11 protein-coding genes and 1 tRNA gene are annotated in these 18,215 nt (G+C 68.2%); 7 read left to right on the forward strand and 5 right to left on the reverse strand.

Annotated elements, in window-relative coordinates; all coding sequences use genetic code 11:
* Window positions 1-212 precede the first annotated feature (212 nt).
* A complete protein-coding gene (locus ACFWIW_RS03755) occupies window positions 213-1,220 on the reverse strand; it encodes a LacI family DNA-binding transcriptional regulator (protein ID WP_378366974.1) in 1,008 nt (335 codons plus the stop codon).
* Window positions 1,221-1,258: 38 nt separating this feature from the next.
* Window positions 1,259-3,448, reverse strand: coding sequence for a glycoside hydrolase family 3 C-terminal domain-containing protein (locus tag ACFWIW_RS03760; protein WP_378366975.1), 2,190 nt, complete (start codon window positions 3,446-3,448; stop codon window positions 1,259-1,261).
* A 256-nt stretch (window positions 3,449-3,704) separates the two neighbouring features.
* Here ACFWIW_RS03760 and ACFWIW_RS03765 point away from each other — a divergent pair, with 256 nt between their 5' ends.
* Window positions 3,705-6,692, forward strand: coding sequence for a glycoside hydrolase family 3 C-terminal domain-containing protein (locus ACFWIW_RS03765; RefSeq protein ID WP_378366976.1), 2,988 nt, complete (start codon window positions 3,705-3,707; stop codon window positions 6,690-6,692).
* Window positions 6,693-6,725: 33 nt separating this feature from the next.
* The gene (locus ACFWIW_RS03770) at window positions 6,726-7,421 is read left to right on the forward strand and encodes a hypothetical protein (RefSeq protein WP_378366977.1); all 696 of its coding nucleotides are present in this window, start codon (window positions 6,726-6,728) and stop codon (window positions 7,419-7,421) included.
* Window positions 7,422-7,686: 265 nt separating this feature from the next.
* Here the strand turns inward: ACFWIW_RS03770 and ACFWIW_RS03775 are convergent, their stop codons facing one another.
* A complete protein-coding gene (locus ACFWIW_RS03775) occupies window positions 7,687-9,441 on the reverse strand; it encodes an ABC transporter ATP-binding protein (protein WP_378366978.1) in 1,755 nt (584 codons plus the stop codon).
* 268 nt (window positions 9,442-9,709) lie between these two features.
* Here ACFWIW_RS03775 and ACFWIW_RS03780 point away from each other — a divergent pair, with 268 nt between their 5' ends.
* Window positions 9,710-10,975 carry a cation:proton antiporter gene (locus ACFWIW_RS03780; RefSeq protein WP_378366979.1) on the forward strand — a complete coding sequence of 422 codons (1,266 nt, stop codon included), beginning with the start codon at window positions 9,710-9,712 and terminating at the stop codon, window positions 10,973-10,975.
* A 110-nt stretch (window positions 10,976-11,085) separates the two neighbouring features.
* On the opposite strand, the gene ACFWIW_RS03785 is transcribed toward ACFWIW_RS03780, so the two are convergent.
* Window positions 11,086-11,158: transfer RNA gene (locus tag ACFWIW_RS03785), tRNA-Ala, on the reverse strand.
* Between the two features lie 269 nt (window positions 11,159-11,427).
* Between ACFWIW_RS03785 and ACFWIW_RS03790 the strand changes: the two genes are divergently transcribed.
* Together ACFWIW_RS03790 and ACFWIW_RS03795 are read left to right on the forward strand one after the other, a co-directional pair.
* Window positions 11,428-13,581, forward strand: a complete 2,154-nt coding sequence (locus ACFWIW_RS03790) for an RICIN domain-containing protein (RefSeq protein ID WP_378366980.1) — start codon at window positions 11,428-11,430, stop codon at window positions 13,579-13,581.
* 204 nt (window positions 13,582-13,785) lie between these two features.
* Complete coding sequence (locus ACFWIW_RS03795) at window positions 13,786-14,340, forward strand: HdeD family acid-resistance protein (protein ID WP_378366981.1); 555 nt, start codon at window positions 13,786-13,788, stop codon at window positions 14,338-14,340.
* Here ACFWIW_RS03795 and ACFWIW_RS03800 read toward each other — a convergent pair.
* Complete coding sequence (locus ACFWIW_RS03800; protein WP_378366982.1) at window positions 14,327-15,055, reverse strand: hypothetical protein; 729 nt, start codon at window positions 15,053-15,055, stop codon at window positions 14,327-14,329. The genes ACFWIW_RS03795 and ACFWIW_RS03800 overlap by 14 nt on opposite strands.
* A 25-nt stretch (window positions 15,056-15,080) precedes the next feature.
* Between ACFWIW_RS03800 and ACFWIW_RS03805 the strand changes: the two genes are divergently transcribed.
* On the forward strand, window positions 15,081-16,736 hold the full coding sequence (locus tag ACFWIW_RS03805) for an FAD-dependent oxidoreductase (RefSeq protein WP_378366983.1): 1,656 nt from the start codon (window positions 15,081-15,083) through the stop codon (window positions 16,734-16,736).
* Window positions 16,733-18,154: an ATP-binding protein gene (locus ACFWIW_RS03810; protein ID WP_378366984.1), complete on the forward strand. Its 1,422-nt coding sequence runs from the start codon at window positions 16,733-16,735 to the stop codon at window positions 18,152-18,154. The genes ACFWIW_RS03805 and ACFWIW_RS03810 overlap by 4 nt, the downstream gene beginning before the upstream one ends.
* Window positions 18,155-18,215: the final 61 nt, after the last annotated feature.

Below are 18,215 nucleotides of genomic sequence, written 5' to 3' on the forward strand. Positions count from 1 at the left end.
CGGCCAGGCGGCAGCATGATGAGATGGCAGCCCTGGGGCCCGGCCGACTTGCGGGCTACCCCGGTGTGGAGTGGGTCGTGAGTGCCAAAGAGGGTTAGAACGATCATTGCCACTCACGACCCCTGCGGGCCACGGCGACACCGACGCGTTCGCCTTGCCCTTCGAATGGAACGACCCCAACACTCACGACCACGCTCCCCGTCCCGGCAGGTCTAGGAAGGCGCCGGACCGGTGCTGCCCCGTTCGGTCAGGCGGGGCGACAGCAGCCGGACCTCGGCCTGGCCGCCGTCGTCGAGGCGCCGCATCGCCATCTCGACGGCGAGGCTGCCGAGTTCGGCGGCGGGGATGGCGATCGACGTGAGCTGGACCGATTGCGCCTCGGCCATGTCCTCCGGGCAGACGGCCAGTACCGAGATGTCCCGGGGCACGCGCTTGCCGCGACGGTTCAGTTCGGACAGCAACGGGCCGAGGATGGCCTCGTTGTGCACCACCAGCCCGGTGACGCCGGGACGTTCGGCGAAAACGTCGTCGAGGCAGGCGCGCAGCGCGTCGTAGGAAGGCGCGCACGGGAAAGAACCGGCGCGTACCTTGCGTTTCGTGGCCGTCTGGCGGAAGCCGCGCAGGAAGCGTCCCGCGTAGCTCGTGCCTCGTTTGTAGACCGCGGGGGAGGGGCCGATCAACGCGATCTCGCGATGACCTAGGTCGGCCAGATGCGTGACGCTCGCGGAGCCGGCGGCGGTGAAGTCGAGATCGACGCAGGTCAGGTCGCCGGGATCGGAAGGAACCCCGATCAGCACCACCGGCCGGTGCAGGGATCTCAGCACCGGGAGACGTGGCTCGGAGGTCTCGACGTCCATCACGATCAGCGCGTCCGCGATGGCGGACGCGGCGACGCGGCGCAGGCCGTCCGGGCCCTCGTTCTTGGTCAGCAGGAGCACGTCGTGGTCGTAGGTGCGTGCCTCGGTGACGGTCGCCGCGACGAACTGCATGACCACCGGGACGTTCAGGTCCGTCCGCAGCGGGACGACGAGCGCGAGCACGTTGGTGCGGCTGCTGGCCAGCGCGCGGGCGCCCGCGTTCGGGTGGTAACCGAGTTCGCTGATGCTGTGCTGGACACGACGGCGGGTGTCCTCCGAGATCGAACGCCGCCCGGACAGCACGTAGGACACGGTGCTCGGGGAGACCCCGGCCGCCCTGGCGACGTCTGCGATGGTGACCATCAGCCGATGATAGTGCGAGTCGAATCGATTCGACGGGCTCAGCCCTTGCTCAGTTCGATCAACCGGGGCAACGAGTCAGTGGGCAGCGAGACACCGCGATAGGCCATGAGTTTGGCGAACTGGCGCATCGGCATCGAGGCGACCATGCGCAGCCAGTCCGCGCTGCTTTCGGTCCGATTGCCCTGGCCGGCGAGCAACTTGCCGAGCTCCGGACCCACGATCGGGTGGCCGAACCACTCTTCGACCGTCGAGTCGATCGACAGCACCGGGATGATGACGTCGCCCGCCAGCGTGATGGACGCTTCGGCGACGATATGCCTCGCGCTCCGGCCGATCTGGACGGTGTAATCGCCGGGTGAGACCACCCAACGGCTCAGCCCGATGTCGTACCAGGCGAAAGCGCGGCGATCGAGGGTGAGCTCGACCGTCCGGGTCTCGCCCGGTTCGAGGGAGATCTTGGTGAACGCGCGGAGCTCCCGTGCCGGGCTGCGCACGGGAGCGGCGCCGGTGGCGACGTAGACCTGGACGACGTGTTTACCGGCGCGGGTTCCGGAATTGGTGACGTCCACCGCGACCGTGGCGGAGTCGTCTCCCGTCACCACGACCCTCAGCCCGGTGGTCTCGAAGGTCGTGTAGGACAGGCCGTGGCCGAAGGGGTAGCGGACCGCGACCTCGGCGGTCTCGTAGTACCGATAGCCGACCATGACCCCCTCGCCGTACCGGACGTGGCCAGACTCGCCGGGGAAGTTGAGATAGCTGGGGTTGTCCTGCAAACGCAACGGGATGCTCTCGGCGAGATGCCCCGACGGGCTGGTGACCCCGAAGAGGAGATCGGCGAGCGCGCCGCCGCCTGCCTGCCCCAGTAGCCAGCCGTCGAGAATGGCGTCGACGTCGTCGTGCCAGCCCTCCAGCGACACCACGCCGCCGTGGGACAGGACGACGACGGTGCGCCTGCTCACCGCCGCGATCGCCCTGATGAGCCCCACCTGCGCCGCGGGAAGATCGATCGTGTCCCGGTCGAAACCCTCGGATTCGTCCCGTTCGCCCAGGCCCGCGAAGACCACCGCGACGTCGGCCTCCTGTGCGATTTCGACGGCCTTGTCGGCCAGGTCGCTCGCGTAGGTCACGGATTCCCCGAGTGCCCGGATCGCGTCGAGCGCGGTATCGACCCTGGTCGGATTGACGTGGGAGCTGCCACCGCCCTGGAAACGGGGGTTCGCGGCGAACTCGCCGACGACCGCCACCGCCGACCGTGCGGCCAGGGGTAGCGTGTCCCGGTCGTTCTTCAGCAGGACGGCGCAGTCGGCGGCGACCTCCTTCGCGATCCGGTGCTGCTCGTCGTAGTCGACGTCACCGCTCGCGGGGATCACCTGGTCGGTGAGAGCGAGAACGCGCCGGACACTCCTGTCGACGACGGATTCGTCCAGTTCACCGCTCCGGACGGCCGCCACGATCTCGGCGTCGCCACTGCCGCCGGTGCCCGGCATCTCGAGGTCCAGCCCGGCCGCGAGCGCGGCCACCCGGTCGTTCACCGCGCCCCAGTCCGAGACGACGGCACCGTCGAAACCCCATTCGTCGCGCAGGACACCGGTGAGCAGACGGTGGTTCTGGGCGGCGTAGACGCCGTTGACCCGGTTGTAGGAACACATCACCGTCGCCGAGTGCGCTTCGGTCACGACACGTTCGAACGCCGGGAAGTAGATCTCGCGCAGGGTCCGTTCGTCGACCTCCACGCTGACCCGCATCCGGTCGGTCTCCTGGTTGTTGGCCGCGAAATGCTTCACCGACGCGCCGACGCCCTCGGCCTGCATGGCCCGCACGTAGGCGGCGGCGAGCACCCCGCTCAGCAACGGGTCCTCGGAGTAGTACTCGAAATTGCGGCCGCACAACGGGGAGCGCTTGATGTTCACCCCCGGGCCGAGCACCACCGAGACCCCGGCCGCGCGGGCTTCCCTGCCGATGGCCGCGCCGATCCGCGCGGCGACCTCGGTGTCCCAGCTGGAACCCACCGCGACCGACGGCGGGAAACAGGTGGCGGACACGCTGTCGTGCACGCCGAGATTGTCGGCCTCGCTGTCCTGTCGTCGCAGGCCGTGCGGGCCGTCGGAGAGCAGGATCGAGGGGATCCCGGCGGCTTCGATCGCCTCGGTGTGCCAGAAGTCCCGGCCGGACAGCAGCGACGCCTTCTGGTCGAGGGTGAGGCCGGTGGGTTCGTGCTGAGAGGTCAACGGGATTCCTTCCGGCGGGAAACTGTCCACTGTGCCCGAGAATGCCAGACGGATCCCATGGTGGCACGGCGCGGAAGCCCCGAGAGAAGCCATTGTCTCCCTCTGCTTGGTCCGCTAACATCGCTGCGACAGCGGTATCGAATCGCTTCGACACTCGGTCTTCTCGTTCGATCCGACTGCGTCGGATACTGCACACGAATGCCCCGGACACCTCCACGAAGTTCATCGAAGCGCTTCGATAAGTGACGGAGTTCCCATGCGCAGAGCAGCTTTCTCCCTCCGCTTCCGCCGGACGGGTATGTTCGCCACCACGGTCGCCCTGCTGCTGGGACTCGCTTCCCCGGCGGTCGCGGACGAGCCGGACGACCACCCGTTCCGTGATCCCGGCCTTCCGCTGGCGGCGAGGGTGGACGATCTGGTCCGGCGGCTGACCCTTGCCGAGAAAGTCTCGTTGCTGCACCAGTTCCAGCCGGCGATACCGCGACTGGGGATACCCGAGTTCAAAACGGGCACCGAAGCGCTCCACGGCCTCGGCTGGACGACGGAGCGGACGAACGGCACCGTCGTGACCGCGAACGCCACGGTCTTCCCGCAGGCGATCGGGCTGGCTTCCACCTGGAATCCGGCGTTGATCGAACGGGTCGGATCGGTCGTCGGTGACGAGGCGCGGGGTTACCACTCGCAGGACCCCGGTTTCTGGGGTCTCCAATTGTGGGCGCCGGTGGTGAACCTGCTGCGTGACCCGCGGTGGGGACGCAACGAGGAAGGGTACTCCGAAGATCCCTTGCTGACCGGGGCGATTTCGACGGCGTACGGAAAGGGAATGGTCGGCGGGCATCCCCATTACCTCAAGACCGCTCCGGTACTGAAGCACTACTTGGCCAACAACAACGAGGTCGACCGCACGACGACGTCGTCCAACCTGCGTCCACGGGTCCTGCGGGAATACGACGAGCAGGCGTTCAAAGCGGCGATCGCGGCCGCCGCGGCGACCGGCGTGATGAGCTCGTACAACCTCGTCAACGGACGGCCGGCGACGGTCAATCCCGATCTCGACGAGGTGGTGCGCTCCTGGACCGGCAAGACGCTCTACAACGTCAGTGACGCCGCCGGCCCGCACAACCTGAACGGCTCACAGAAGTACTTCGGCACCAGCGAGGAGGCGTTCGCGGCCGCGCTCAAAGCCGGTCTCGACGGTTTCACCGTCGACAACCAGGACCCCGCGAACACCATCAGGATCGTCACCTCCGCGCTGGCCAAGGGGTTGCTCGCCGAAGCCGACATCGACAAGGCGGTCAAGCACGTCCTGAGCGTCCGCTTCCGGCTCGGCGAGTTCGACCCGGACGGCGGCCCGTACGCCAAGATCGGCAAGGACGTGGTCAACAGCCCGGCGCACCGGCGCCTCGCCCGTGAGGCGGCGGGCGAGGCCATGGTGCTGCTGAAGAACGATCGCGGCACCCTGCCGCTGGATCCGAAGCGGAGCGTCGCGGTCATCGGGCCGCTGGAGAAGACCCTGTACACCGACTGGTACTCCGGCGGACTGCCGTACAAGGTGACCCCGGTGGACGGGATCCGCGCGCGGCTCGGCGCTGGGGCGCGGGTCACCGACACCGAGGCCGTGGACAGGATCGCCTTGCGCGACGCGGTCACCGGCAAGTACCTCAGTGGCGGCGCGGGCGAGACGGGCACGGTGCTCAAAACCGGTCCCACCAGCGCCGGCGCCACGGAACAGTTCGACGTCTTCGGCTGGGGCGACGGCGTGCTGACCTTGCGCGGCGTGGCCAACGGCAAGTACGTCGAGCGGCAGAACCTCGCGGACGCCACCAGCCGGTTCGTCAACCAGGCACCACAGCCGCGGGACTGGTTCGTCCACCAGCAGTTCAAGCTGGAGGACGCGGGGGACGGCACGGTCGTGATCAGGTACGCCGGTTACGAAACCCCGAACGACTGGGACGGTCCGAACAGCTATCTCACCGTCGCCGCCGACGGCACGCTCACCTTGGGCTCGCCGAACGCGGCCGGGGCGGCCAAGTTCCGCAAGGAACGGGTCACCTCGGGGATCGACAGTGCGGTGAAGGCGGCGCGTTCGGCCGAAACGGCGGTCGTGGTGGTGGGCAGCATGCCGTTCATCAACGGCAGGGAAGACCATGACCGCACCACGATGGCACTGGCGGAGAGCCAGAGCGAGTTGATCAAGGCCGTGCGCGAGGCGAACCCGAACACCGTCGTGGTGGTCGAGAACAGTTATCCCACGACCCTGGGCTGGGAGCAGGAGAACGTCCCGGCGATCCTGTGGACCTCACACGCCGGCCAGGAGACCGGCAACGCACTGGCCGACGTGCTGTACGGCGACGTGAACCCCGCGGGCCGCCTCACCCAGACCTGGTACCGCTCGGACGCCGACCTCCCGGACATCCTCGACTACGACATCATGAAACGCGGCAGCACTTACCAGTACTTCGCCGGTGACCCGCTCTACGCCTTCGGGCACGGCCTGTCCTACACCGATTTCCGCTACAGCGACCTGCGCCTCGGCAAACCGGGTCCACAAGGGACGTTCGACGCGACGGTGAAGGTGACCAACACCGGCGAACGCGCCGGTGACGAAGTCGTGCAGCTCTACACCCACCAGGTCGTCTCCCGTGACAGGCAGCCGAATCGGCAGCTCCGTGCCTTCCAGCGAGTGAACCTCGAACCCGGGCAGACCAAGACGGTGCGCCTGTCGGTGCCCGACCTCAGGCATTGGGATGTCACCCGGGGCAAATGGGTACTGGAATCGTCCGTCCACGAAGTCATGGTCGGGGCGTCCGCTTCCGACGTCAGGCTGCGCTCCGCGCTCCCCGTACGAGGCGAGCGGATCCCGCCGCGTGACCTGACCAGGGACACCAGGGCGATCGACTTCGACGACTACTCGGGTGTCGAACTGGTCGACGAAAGCAAGGCCCGCGGTGACGCGGTCGGTGTCGGCGCGGGAGACTGGCTGCGCTTCAGCGACGTGGACTTCCGTTCCGGGGCAAGGACATTCACCGCCCGGACGGCTCGCGCCGAACCCGGAACGTCCACCGTCGAAATCCGGCTCGGCGGCCCGCGCGGCAGGCTCGCCGGAACCGCGCGGATCGCCAGTACCGGTGACAAGTACACGTACTCGACCACCAGCGCGACGGTGTCCGGACTGAGCGGACGGCACGACGTCTATCTCGTCTTCACGTCCGGCTCGAGAATCAGCACGTTCTCCCTTCGGTAAAGGCCCTGGCGAAGACACGGAAGGAACCCGGCTATGCGCAGGCAAGCACGATTCTCGATCGGCGGTGTCGTCATGGCGCTGGTCGCCGTCCTGGTGACGGGCGGGACGGCACAGGCCGCCACCTGGAGCTCTTCGGACAAGTGGGGGACCTGGTCGAACGGCGGCTACACCGTCCGCAACAACGTCTGGGGCGGCGGCGCCGGCCCGCAATCGATCTGGGCGAACTCCTACAGCGACTTCGGTGTCTGGGCGGACCACCCGAACACCGGCGGGGTGAAGTCGTATCCGCATTCGGCGAAGAACGTCGGCCGCCAGTTGAGCGGACTGCGGAGCCTTTCCAGCAGTTTCAACGTCTCCAGGCCGGGTGGCGGCGCGTACGCGACGGCGTACGACATCTGGGCGAACAACAACGCCTACGAGATCATGCTGTGGATGAACAAACAGGGCGCGGTGGGCGCGATCGGTTCGAAGGAGACCACGGTATCCGTCGGTGGCCACACCTGGGACGTCTACCGGGGGAGCAACGGCGCCAACGCGGTGTTCTCCTTCCTGCGCACCTCCGACACGAACGCGGGTTCGGTCGATGTGCTGGCCGTGCTGAACTGGATCAAGAATCGCGGCTGGTACGGCGACGTGACGGTCGGTGAGGTCCAGTTCGGTTTCGAGATCACGTCGTCCAGCGGTGGCATGAACTTCTCGGCGAACAGCTATTCCGTTTCGGCGTCCTGATCGGCGACCGGGTGTGTCGAGGTCGGCAAGTTGCGGCGCGGCGCGAAAGCCACTTTCGAGACATGTGATGTCCCGAAAGTGGCTTTCGCGACGTGTGATGATGCTGTTGGGAAAGGCGGTGGCGCTGGAGTTCCCGGCGAATGTCCTGTTCTGGAGGTCCGTGAGGGCCTCCTTCCCTACCTTGAGAGTAGGGAAGGAGGCCCTCACGGACACCAGCCCCGCCGCCTTGACTTCCCGGTCATGGGCTTTCGCACCATGGGCTGAATCATGCGTCGCGTTCACCGGTGAGCAGCTGGGTGGCGGCGAAGCCGGCGTACAGCAGATCGTTCGCGAGCAGTTCGTCGTGTGTGCCGGTCGCCCGCACGATCCCGTTGTCCAGCACCACGATCCGGTCAGCCTGCGTGACCGTCGACAGCCGATGCGCCACGACGATGACGGTCGTCGTCTTCGCCACCGTCGTGACCACGTCACGGATCGCCATCTCGTTCGCGGCGTCCAGTTGTGAGGTGATCTCGTCGAGCAGCAGAAGGCGAGGACGCCGGATCAGCGCTCGGGCGAGCGCGACCCGTTGCCGCTCACCGCCGGACAGGAAGTTCCCGCGGTGTCCGACGGCGGTGTCGAGCCCGTCGGGAAGGCGGTCGACGAGCGTATCCAGCCGGGTCTGCGCCACCGCGTCGCGGATCTCCTCCTCGGTGGCGTCCGGCCTCCCGTAGACGAGGTTGTCCCGCAATGTCCCGGAGAGCAGCGGGGCATCCTGTTCGACGTAGCCGATGTCCGCACGCAGGCTCGCCAGATCCCAGCCTGCCAGGTCGCGGCCGTCCAGCAGGATCCGGCCGGAGTCCGGTTCGTGGAACCGCTCGACCAACCCGAAGAGCGTGGATTTGCCCGCACCGGAAGGACCGACGAACGCCGTCATGCCCACCGCCGGGATGTCGACGCTCACGCCACACAAGACCTCCGGCCCGTCCGGCTCGTACCGGAACCGCACGTCCTCGAAGGTGAGGCCTTCTCCTCGATGGCCGACCGTGTCCGGCTCGACATCGGCGGTACCAGTCCGCTCGGCGGGCATCGCCTCGATCTCGGACAGGCGGCGAATCGCGGCCAGCCCGATCTGCAGCCTGCTGCCCGCGTGCAGCAGCTGCCCGATCGGTTCGTGCAAATAGAACAGGAACAGCAGGAAGGCCACCAAAGAGGACAGTGACATGGCACCGGTCGCCACCCGCGCGCCACCGATACCGAGCACGGCGAGGAAGGAGGCCTGTACCGCGAGGGTGTTCGCGCCGTGCACCAGCGACTCCCACCGCGCCGAACGGACACCGGCACGCCAGGCGTCCTCGGCGCCGCGTTCGATCGCGGCGATCTCCCTGGTTTCGGCGCCGGCGGCCTTGACGGTGCGGAAGGCACCGAGCACCCGCTCCAGCCGCGCACCGGTCTCGCCGACCGCGCTCTGGGCGGCGTGGGAAGCCTTCTCGATCATCGGCATCCCGGCGGCGGCGAGCAGGCCGACGAGCAGGAGCACCGCCAAGGTGACGCCCAGCAGGGCGAGGTCCATGAAGCCCATCATCGCGACCATCACGATGGTCGTCACCGTGCCGGTGACCAGTGCGACGAACGCGTGCGTGCACACCTCGCGCAGCAACGTCGTGTCGCCGGTGAACCGGGAAAGCAGGTCTCCGGGCTCGGCGCGTCGCACGGCGGGCACACGCAACGAGATCAGCCGCCGGGCCAGTCGTTTCCTGGCGACCAGCACCACCGACTCGCCTGCCCGTTCGAGCAGGTAGTCACCGATCACGGAGATCACGGCACCGGCCAGCGCGAGCCCGACCAGCAGCGCAAGCAGACCGGTGATCCCGTCACTCGAGCCCAGCCGGTCCACCAACGCCTTCGCCGCCAGGGGCTGGGCCGCGGCGGCGAGGCCACCGAGCAAGACGAGTGTCCCTCCAAAGAGGACTGTGCGTCGCTGTGGCTTGACGTAGCCCACGAGCATTCGCCAGGTCGAGCGGTCGATCGGGGTGCGCACGGTGAAACAACTCCGTTTTCTTCGGTCACGTGGCCAAGAAGCGCGACCTGGGGCGCAGAGTCGGCTCGTCGATCTTCCGTCGCACGGCGGGCCTCGCGACACCCGTGAACCGGTCGGACCGTCCAGCCGGGTGGCGGGACCGTACCCGCCGACCGGCGGGCGATCGGGCACGTGAGGAACCACTGTGGACGGGACTGGTGAGTCCACAGTGGTCAGTGCAGGCGGGTAGGCTTCCGCCGACATTGGAATCGATCCGAAGCACGGTCACATGAACTCGCTCTTGCTCATGGTCGCGGTCGCCATCGCGATCCGTTCGTTCTTGGCGTCACGGCTGGACCGGTGGAACCTCGGCGCGCCGGTCGTCATGGTCGCCGCGGGCGTTGTGATCGGCCTCGTCAACGAGAGTTCCATCGCGATCGCGCTCAACACCGAAGCCATGCTGTACGTGGCGGAGATCGTCCTCGCGGTGTTGCTGTTCGTGGACGCGACCGAGGTTCGCGGCGGACGGTTGTGGGGCAGCTCGCCCGGCCTGGTGGCCAGGGTGCTGCTCATCGCGATGCCGATCAGCCTCGTCGCGGCGATGCTGCTCGGCTGGTTGCTGCTCCCCGGCCTGCCGTGGCCGGTGCTCCTGTTGCTCGCCGGGGTCGTCGTGCCGATCGACTTCGCCCCCGCCGAACGGGTCGTGCGCGACCGTGGCCTGCCCTCGCGTGTTCGCAGTGTGCTCAACGTGGAAAGCGGCTACAACGACGGAATCGTTTCTCCCTTGTTTCTCTTCGCGCTGATACTGGCCGGCGACCGGACTCAGCAACGGACACCGCTGGACGCGCTGGGGACCGTGTTGCCGTTCGCGCTCAAAGCCCTGATCGCCGGCGTGCTGTTCGGCGCGGGACTGGCGTTGCTGCTGACCGCGGCCCACCGCGCGCGCTGGCTCACGGAACAGTCCGGGCGCGTCGCGGTGCTGCTGGTGCCGTTACTGACCTACACCGCCACCGTCGCCATCGACGGCAACGGGTTCGTGGCCTCTTTCGTCTGTGGCGTCACGTTTCGTTACGTTCACCGGTTGGCAAAGGCCAGGCAGATCCATCGTTCCCCGGCAGGACGCGACCTCGTGCGCGCCGGTGCGTTGGACGAGGACTTCCGCCTGCTGGAAGACTTCACCTCGCTGTTGACCATGACGCTGTGGTTCGTCGTGGGCGTGAGCGCCGTTCTGGCGTTCTCCTCCGGACTCCCGTGGCAGGTCGCGCTGTTCTGCTTCGCGGCGATCACCGTGGTCCGCGTCATTCCCGTCCACCTCTCTCTCGCCGGATCGGCACTGACCCATCGCGAACGTCTGCAGGTCGGGATGCTCGGGCCGCGCGGCACCACGTCGGTCGTCTTCGGGCTCCTCGCCTTCAACCGCCTCCCCGAGGGGCCGGTCGCCGACACCATCCTGCTCATCACCGTCACCCTGGTCCTCGGCAGCGTGGTGCTGCACGGCATCGGCGCCGGCCCGACCGTGAAATGGCTGACGCCCGTGAAGACGGCTCGTCGCTGAACCTTCGCGCCATCGCGCCGAGAGTTCGTGCCGTCGCCGGCGGAAGGGTGTAACGAAAAAACCCTCCCTGACCTGCGGAAATTCCGCTGATTCGGGAGGGTTTCGTACTGTGGAGCTAAGGGGACTCGAACCCCTGACCCCCTCACTGCCAGTGAGGTGCGCTACCAGCTGCGCCATAGCCCCGGAGCGGATTCGTTCTCCGCATCTCGTGTGTACATACATTACACCGCCCGCGAAGCCGGTTCACGCGGGGGTCACTCTATGCGGCCAGTGGACCCTCGGAAGCCGCCTACCTGCATCTTTGCGACTTATTTTTAGCCGTGTATTGACTCCGCGTGTGACCGCCGTTACGTTTTCGACCATCGTGACGCCGAGGTCCCCGCCCGCTACGCCGCGTCTCCACTGGGCTCCGCCTCAGCTCGCCCTGCCCGAATGACGCGGAGGAGATCCTGATGAGGGCCAGAGCAGCCCTGATAGCCCTGTTTTCCCTGGTCGGAGCGCTGTTGGTGGCGGCTCCGGCGGCGCAGGCGGCCATCGTCCCCGACACCTGGTACACGGTGTCGACCACCGGCGGGAAATGCGTGGACGCGCGTGCCGCCGGGACGGCGAACGGGACGGTCGTCCAGCAGTACGCCTGCAACCAGACCTTTTCCCAGCAGTGGCAGTTCCAGCCCACCTCGGGCGGCTACTACCGGGTCAACACGCGTAACGCCCCGGCGCAGGTATGGGACGTCGCCGAGGTGTCGACGGCCGACGGCGGGCTGATCCACCTGTGGGCCTACGGCGGCGGCAACAACCAGCAGTGGCTGCCGGTCGAGGAATCGGGTGGGGCCTATCACTTCGTGAGCCGCAACAGTGGCAAGTGCCTGGACATCCCGGGTCTCTCGACGCAGGACAGCACCCAGCTCCAGCAGTACGCCTGCAACGGCACCGGCGCCCAGTCCTTCCGGCTCACCCCGGTCTCCGGCACCGCCAACCCCGATCTCGGGCCGAACGTGCTCGTCTTCGACCCAGGGATGTCGCAGTCGGCGATCCAGTCCCAGGTGAACAGCGTGTTCTCACAGCAGGAGACCAGCCAGTTCGGCTCGAACCGGAAGGCGCTGCTGTTCAAGCCGGGCTCGTACAACGTCGACGTGAACGTCGGGTTCTACACGCAGGTGCTGGGGCTCGGCCTGTCTCCCGACAACGTGACGATCAACGGCGCGGTGCACGCGGAGGCCGACTGGTTCCAGGGCAACGCGACGCAGAACTTCTGGCGTGGCGCGGAAAACCTGTCCGTCAATCCGGCCGGTGGCACCGATCGGTGGGCCGTTTCGCAGGCCGCGCCGTACCGCCGCATGCACGTCCGCGGCAACCTGCAGCTCGACGACGGGGGCTGGTCGAGCGGCGGGTGGATGTCCGACGTGAAGGTCGACGGTCAGGTGCGGTCCGGCTCGCAGCAGCAGTGGATCTCGCGCAACTCGCAGTTCGGGAGCTGGAGCGGCTCCAACTGGAACATGGTGTTCGCCGGAGTCGGCGGCGCGCCGCCGGCCAGTTTTCCCAATCCGCCGTACACCACGGTGAACACGACACCGGTCGTGCGGGAGAAGCCGTTCCTCTACGTCGACGCGGCGGGCGCGTATCAGGTCTTCGTGCCTGCCAAGCGCACCAATGCCTCCGGGATCACCTGGGGCGCGAGCCAGCCAGGGGCTTCGTTGCCGATCAGCCGGTTCTTCATCGCGAAGCCCGGCACGACGGCGTCGCAGCTCAACGCGGCCCTCGCCGAAGGCAAGGACCTCCTGATCACCCCGGGCGTCTACCACCTCGACGAGACGCTGCGCGTCACCCGGCCGGACACCGTCGTGCTCGGACTCGGCCTGGCGACGCTGATCCCGGACAACGGCATCACCGCGATGACGGTGGCCGACGTCGACGGCGTGAAGGTCGCCGGCGTGCTGATCGACGCGGGCACCACGAACTCGAACACGCTCATGGAGGTCGGCCCGGCGGGCTCGGCGCAGGACCACGCGGCAAACCCGATTTCACTGCACGACGTGTTCTTCCGCATCGGCGGGGCGGGTGTCGGCAAGGCCACGAACAGCCTGGTGGTCAACAGCGACGACGTCATCGGCGACCACCTGTGGATCTGGCGCGCCGACCACGGCAGCGGGGTGGGGTGGAACACCAACACCGCCGACACGGGCCTGATCGTCAACGGTGACGACGTCACGATGTACGGCCTGTTCGTCGAGCATTACCAGAAGTACCAGACGATCTGGGCCGGCGAACGCGGCAGGACGTACTTCTACCAGAACGAAATGCCTTACGACCCACCGAATCAGGCCGCCTGGATGAACGGATCGACGCGGGGTTACGCGGCCTACAAGGTGGCGAACTCGGTGACGAACCACGAGGCCTATGGGCTCGGCAGCTACTGCTACTTCAACGTGAATCCGAGTGTGGTGGCGGATCGCGCGATCGAGGTGCCGAACAATCCGGGTGTCCGGTTCCGCAGCATGGTCGCCGTCTCCCTCGGTGGCAACGGGACCATCGCCCGGGTGATCAACGACCGGGGTGGGCCCGCGAACTCGGGATCGAACGTGGCCAATCTGGTCGCCTATCCCTGATGACCCCGGTGCGCGCCGTGATGGCGGTCGCGGCGCGCACCGGCCTCACCGTGGGGGCGCGGGTAGGTTGCGAAAGCCACTTTCGCGACGTTGAAGGTTGCGAAAGTGGCTTTCGCAACACCTGCCGGCGGGCGGGCGGGAAAGGCCTCACCCCAACGGGTGGCGTGCCGCGCGCGGCCGCACGGGCGCTCCGATACTCGGGACATGCCTCTCGTCGGTCTCACCGTCGTCGAACCCCGCCTGGCCTGGCCGCTCGCCGCCGTGCGCGGGGCTTTCGCCGTCCTCTTCGGCATTCTCGCGCTGATCTGGCCGGGAACGACCGTCCTGGCCCTCGCGATCCTCTACGGCATCTACGCCATCTTCGACGGCATCGGCGGCATCGTGCAGGCCTTCCGGCCGGGCGACGCCGCCCATCGCGCCGCCTACGGTGTCCTCGGCGCGTTCGGGATCATCGCCGGTGTCCTCGTCCTGATCTGGCCCGGGATCACGGTGCTGGTGCTGGCCATCCTGGTCGGCTTCTGGGCGATCTTCACGGGCATCGTCGAGATCGTCGCGGCGATCCGGCTGCGCAAGCAGATCGAGGGTGAGGCGTTCCTCATCGCGGCGGGCGCGCTTTCGCTGATCGCGGGCATCGTGATCGTGTTCAACCCGATCGCCGGCGCGTACGGGATCGCCCTGCTGGCCGGGATCTACGCCCTGCTGTACGGCGTGATGCTGCTCGTCCTCGCCTTCCGGCTGCGGAAGCTCACCCAAGCCTGAAGGCCTGCCGCGAGTGGACCTCGGCTCCGGCTCGGCGCAGATTCGACAGGCTCGGCGAACCTTCGACCGCGGTCGCGACGGCGAACCGGTGACCTTCGCGGGCGGCCGCGGCCAGGCCGTGGAGGAGCAGCCGTGCCTGGGCCCCCTTCCCGCGATGCGCCCGCGGGGTGGCCGAGCCGCCGAGGAGGACGCCGGGCCCGTGCGAACTCAGGGCCGCGGCGGAGATCGGCACCCCGTCCTCGACCAGCAGCGACAGCCGGATCCGCGGGTCGGCGTGCTCGGCGGCCATGAACGCGGTCACGGCGTCTCCGCTCTCGTACCCGTCGAGCAGGACGCGGAGGAAGACGTCGATGTCGGGGGAGGTGTCGACGCCAGCGTCCGAAGCCGCGAGCTCGGTGAGCGGAAGTGTCGCGATCGGACGGACACCGGCAGGCACGAGACCGGTGTCCCGCGGGTGCAAGCCCTCCGGGAGCACGAGTACCGGCGGGTCGCCGTCCCAGCACGACGCCCCGGCGAACCGGACCGCTTGCGGCAGGTTCTCCTCGGTGATCCCGGAGATCGTGCGCAGGAACCGCAGGTCCGGCGCGGTGGCCAGGACCGCCAGCAGGCCGTCTTCACGCCAGGCCTCGAACCGGCCGGGAAGCCCCGCCGCGGTGGCCGCCTCGCACGCGACGGCGGTACGGGCGTGGATCACTTCTTCGGCTTCGGTCAGCACGCCCCCAACGTAATAGGCTGATCCGGTGAGCCAGCCGATCCTGTTGACCGTCGACGACGATCCCGCCGTATCCCGCTCGGTCGCCCGTGACCTGCGCCGAAGGTACGGAAAGGACTACCGGATCATCCGGGCCGATTCCGGCGCCGACGCCCTCGACGCGTTGCGCGAGATCAAGCTGCGCGGCGACGCCGTGGCCGCGATCCTCGCCGACTACCGGATGCCGCAGATGGACGGCATCGTCTTCCTCGAGAAGGCGATGGACCTGTTCCCGAACGCCCGTCGCGCGCTGCTGACCGCCTACGCCGACACCGACGCCGCGATCCAGGCGATCAACGTCGTCGACGTCGACCACTACCTCCTCAAGCCGTGGGACCCGCCGGAGGAGAAGCTCTATCCGGTCGTCGACGCGCTGGTGGAGACGTGGCGGGCGGTGGGGGAGAGGCCGGTCGACGAGATCAAGCTCATCGGTCACCGGTACTCCTCGCCGTCGTTCCACCTGCGCGACTTCCTGGCGCGCAACGCGGTGCCGTACCGCTGGTTCTCCGTCGACGACGACGAGGGCCGCCGGATCCTCGAAGCGGCGGACGCGGCGCCGCACGACATCCCGGTGCTGGTCACCCCGGACGGCACGGTGCTGCGCCAGCCGTCCGGGCCCGAACTCGCCGACGCCGTCGGCCTCTCCACCCGGCCGACCCAGGAGTTCTACGACCTGATCGTGATCGGCGGCGGGCCCGCCGGGCTCGGGGCGGCCGTGTACGGCGCGTCGGAGGGGCTGCGCACGGTCATCGTCGAGCGCAAGGCGACCGGCGGGCAGGCGGGCACCAGCTCCCGCATCGAGAACTACCTGGGCTTCCCGGACGGCGTTTCCGGCGCGCAGCTCACCGACCGCGCGCGGCGGCAGGCGCTCAAGTTCGGCGCCGAAGTGCTCACCGCCCGCGACGTCGTGGGCCTGGAGGCCCGCGGCTCCGCGCGGGTGGTCATGTTCGGCGACGGGACCGAGATCTCCGCGCATTCCGTGGTGCTGGCCAGCGGCGTCACCTACCGGGCGCTGGAGGCTCCCGGCGTCGCCGAGCTGGCCGGTCGCGGTGTGTACTACGGCTCGGCCGCGACCGAGGCGCCCGAGTGCAAGGGCGAGCACGTCTACATCGTCGGCGGCGCGAACTCGGCGGGGCAGGCGGCCGTGTTCTTCTCCAAACACGCCGCCGACGTCACCATCCTCGTCCGCGGCCAGTCGCTCGAAGCGTCGATGTCGCACTACCTGATCGAGCAGATCGCCGGGATCGAGAACATCCACGTCCGCACCCGGACCACCGTGGTCGAGGCGCACGGCGACGACCACCTCGAACGGCTGACCCTGTGCGAGAACGGCGGCGCGACCGAAACCGTGCCCACCGGGCATCTGTTCATCTTCATCGGCGCGGCCCCGCGCACCGACTGGCTCGGCACGGAGATCCAGCGGGACGACCACGGTTTCGTGCGCACCGGCCCCGATCTGCTCACCGACGGCGGCCCGCCGCCCGGCTGGCCGCTGGACCGCGACCCGCACTATCTGGAGTCGTCCATCCCGGGCGTGTTCGTGGCGGGCGACGTCCGGGCCGCGTCGGTGAAACGTGTCGCGTCGGCCGTCGGCGAAGGCGCCATGGCGGTCACCCTGGTCCACCGGTACTTGGAGGAGCAATGAGCGTTCTGCCCAGGGAAGAACTGCGCGGGCTCTTCCTCTTCGAGCACCTCAGCGAGGAGCAGCTCGACTGGATCGACGAACACGCGGTGCTGGAGCAGTACACCGGCGGCACCACGGTCATGCGCGAGGGTGAACCGGCCACCTGCTTCTATCTCCTGCTGTCGGGCGCGCTGCGGATGACGCGGCTCGTCGGCGGCACCGAGGTCGAGACGATCCGGTCTGATCAGCGCGGCGCGTACTGCGGCGCGACGCAGTTCTTCGTGCACCAGGAGACCGAGCACACGTACGGCGCTTCGGTGCACGCGGTCAGCGACCTCACCTTCCTGACCCTGCCCGCGGCCGAGTTCGCCACCGAGTTCCGCCGCTGGTTCCCGATGGCGACACATCTGCTGGAGGGCATGTACCTCGGCTGGCGCAACAGCGACACCGTCATCGGTTCGCGTCGGCGGCTGCTGGCGCTCGGCGAGCTTTCCGCCGGGCTGACCCACGAACTCAACAACCCGGCGGCCGCCGCCGTCCGCGCGACGGCGTCGCTGCGGGAGCGGGTCGCTGGGATGCGGCACAAGCTCGCGATGCTGGCGAAGAAGAACGTCGACCCGACGCTGCTGGAGCAGTTGCTCGACATCCAGGAGCAGCTGGTCAAACAGGTCGCGTCGGCGCCGAAGCTGACCGCGATGCAGCAGGCCGACCGCGAGGACGAGATCGGCGACTGGTTCGACGGCCACGGCATCGACCAGGGCTGGGATCTCGCCGACATCTACGTCCGCGCCGGCCTGACCGTGCCGGATCTGGACCGGCTGCTCGACTCGGTCGGCGAGACCTTCCTCGACGGTGCCGTGCGCTGGCTCGCGTACGCGCTCGAGACCGAGATGCTGATGGGCGAGATCGAGGATTCGACCACCCGGATCTCGGTGCTGGTCGGCAAGGCCAAGCAGTACTCCCAGATGGACCGCGCGCCGCACCAGTGGATCGACGTCCACGAAGGCCTCGACTCGACCCTCGTGATGCTGGCGGGCAAGATCGCGCCGGGGATCCGCGTGGTGAAGGAGTACGACCACACGATCCCGAGGATCCCGGCGTACGCGGCCGACCTGAACCAGGTGTGGACGAACGTCATCGACAACGCGCTCGGCGCCATGGGCGGCGAGGGCACGCTGACCCTGCGGACGTCCAGGGTGGACGACCACGTGCACGTCGAGATCGGCGACACCGGGCCCGGTATCCCGGCGGAGGTGCGGCAGCGGATCTTCGAGCCGTTCTTCACCACGAAACCGGTGGGGCAGGGGACGGGGCTCGGCCTGGACATCTCCTGGCGCATCGTCGTCGAACGGCATCAGGGCGACCTGCGGGTCGATTCGGCGCCGGGTGACACGCGGTTCACCGTGTGCCTGCCGGTCTCGGAACAGTCCGTGATCTGATTTCCCTTGCACCCCAGCGTTTAGTCAGAAACTACCGACGGCTTCCGTTCATCGATCGTTC

Origin of the sequence: Amycolatopsis sp. NPDC058340 (genome assembly GCF_042723975.1) — a bacterium.
In the GTDB taxonomy this organism is placed as follows: Bacteria; Actinomycetota; Actinomycetes; order Mycobacteriales; family Pseudonocardiaceae; genus Amycolatopsis.

What these genes read in the sequence shown, in the direction of transcription:
- ACFWIW_RS03790 (WP_378366980.1), top strand. Translation starts at nt 11,428, where the DNA reads ATGAGGGCCAGAGCAGCCCTGATAGCCCTGTTTTCCCTGGTCGGAGCG.
- ACFWIW_RS03810 (WP_378366984.1), top strand. Translation starts at nt 16,733, where the DNA reads ATGAGCGTTCTGCCCAGGGAAGAACTGCGCGGGCTCTTCCTCTTCGAG.
- ACFWIW_RS03795 (WP_378366981.1), top strand. Translation starts at nt 13,786, where the DNA reads ATGCCTCTCGTCGGTCTCACCGTCGTCGAACCCCGCCTGGCCTGGCCG.
- ACFWIW_RS03765 (WP_378366976.1), top strand. Translation starts at nt 3,705, where the DNA reads ATGCGCAGAGCAGCTTTCTCCCTCCGCTTCCGCCGGACGGGTATGTTC.
- ACFWIW_RS03755 (WP_378366974.1), bottom strand. Translation starts at nt 1,220, where the DNA reads ATGGTCACCATCGCAGACGTCGCCAGGGCGGCCGGGGTCTCCCCGAGC.
- ACFWIW_RS03780 (WP_378366979.1), top strand. Translation starts at nt 9,710, where the DNA reads ATGAACTCGCTCTTGCTCATGGTCGCGGTCGCCATCGCGATCCGTTCG.
- ACFWIW_RS03770 (WP_378366977.1), top strand. Translation starts at nt 6,726, where the DNA reads ATGCGCAGGCAAGCACGATTCTCGATCGGCGGTGTCGTCATGGCGCTG.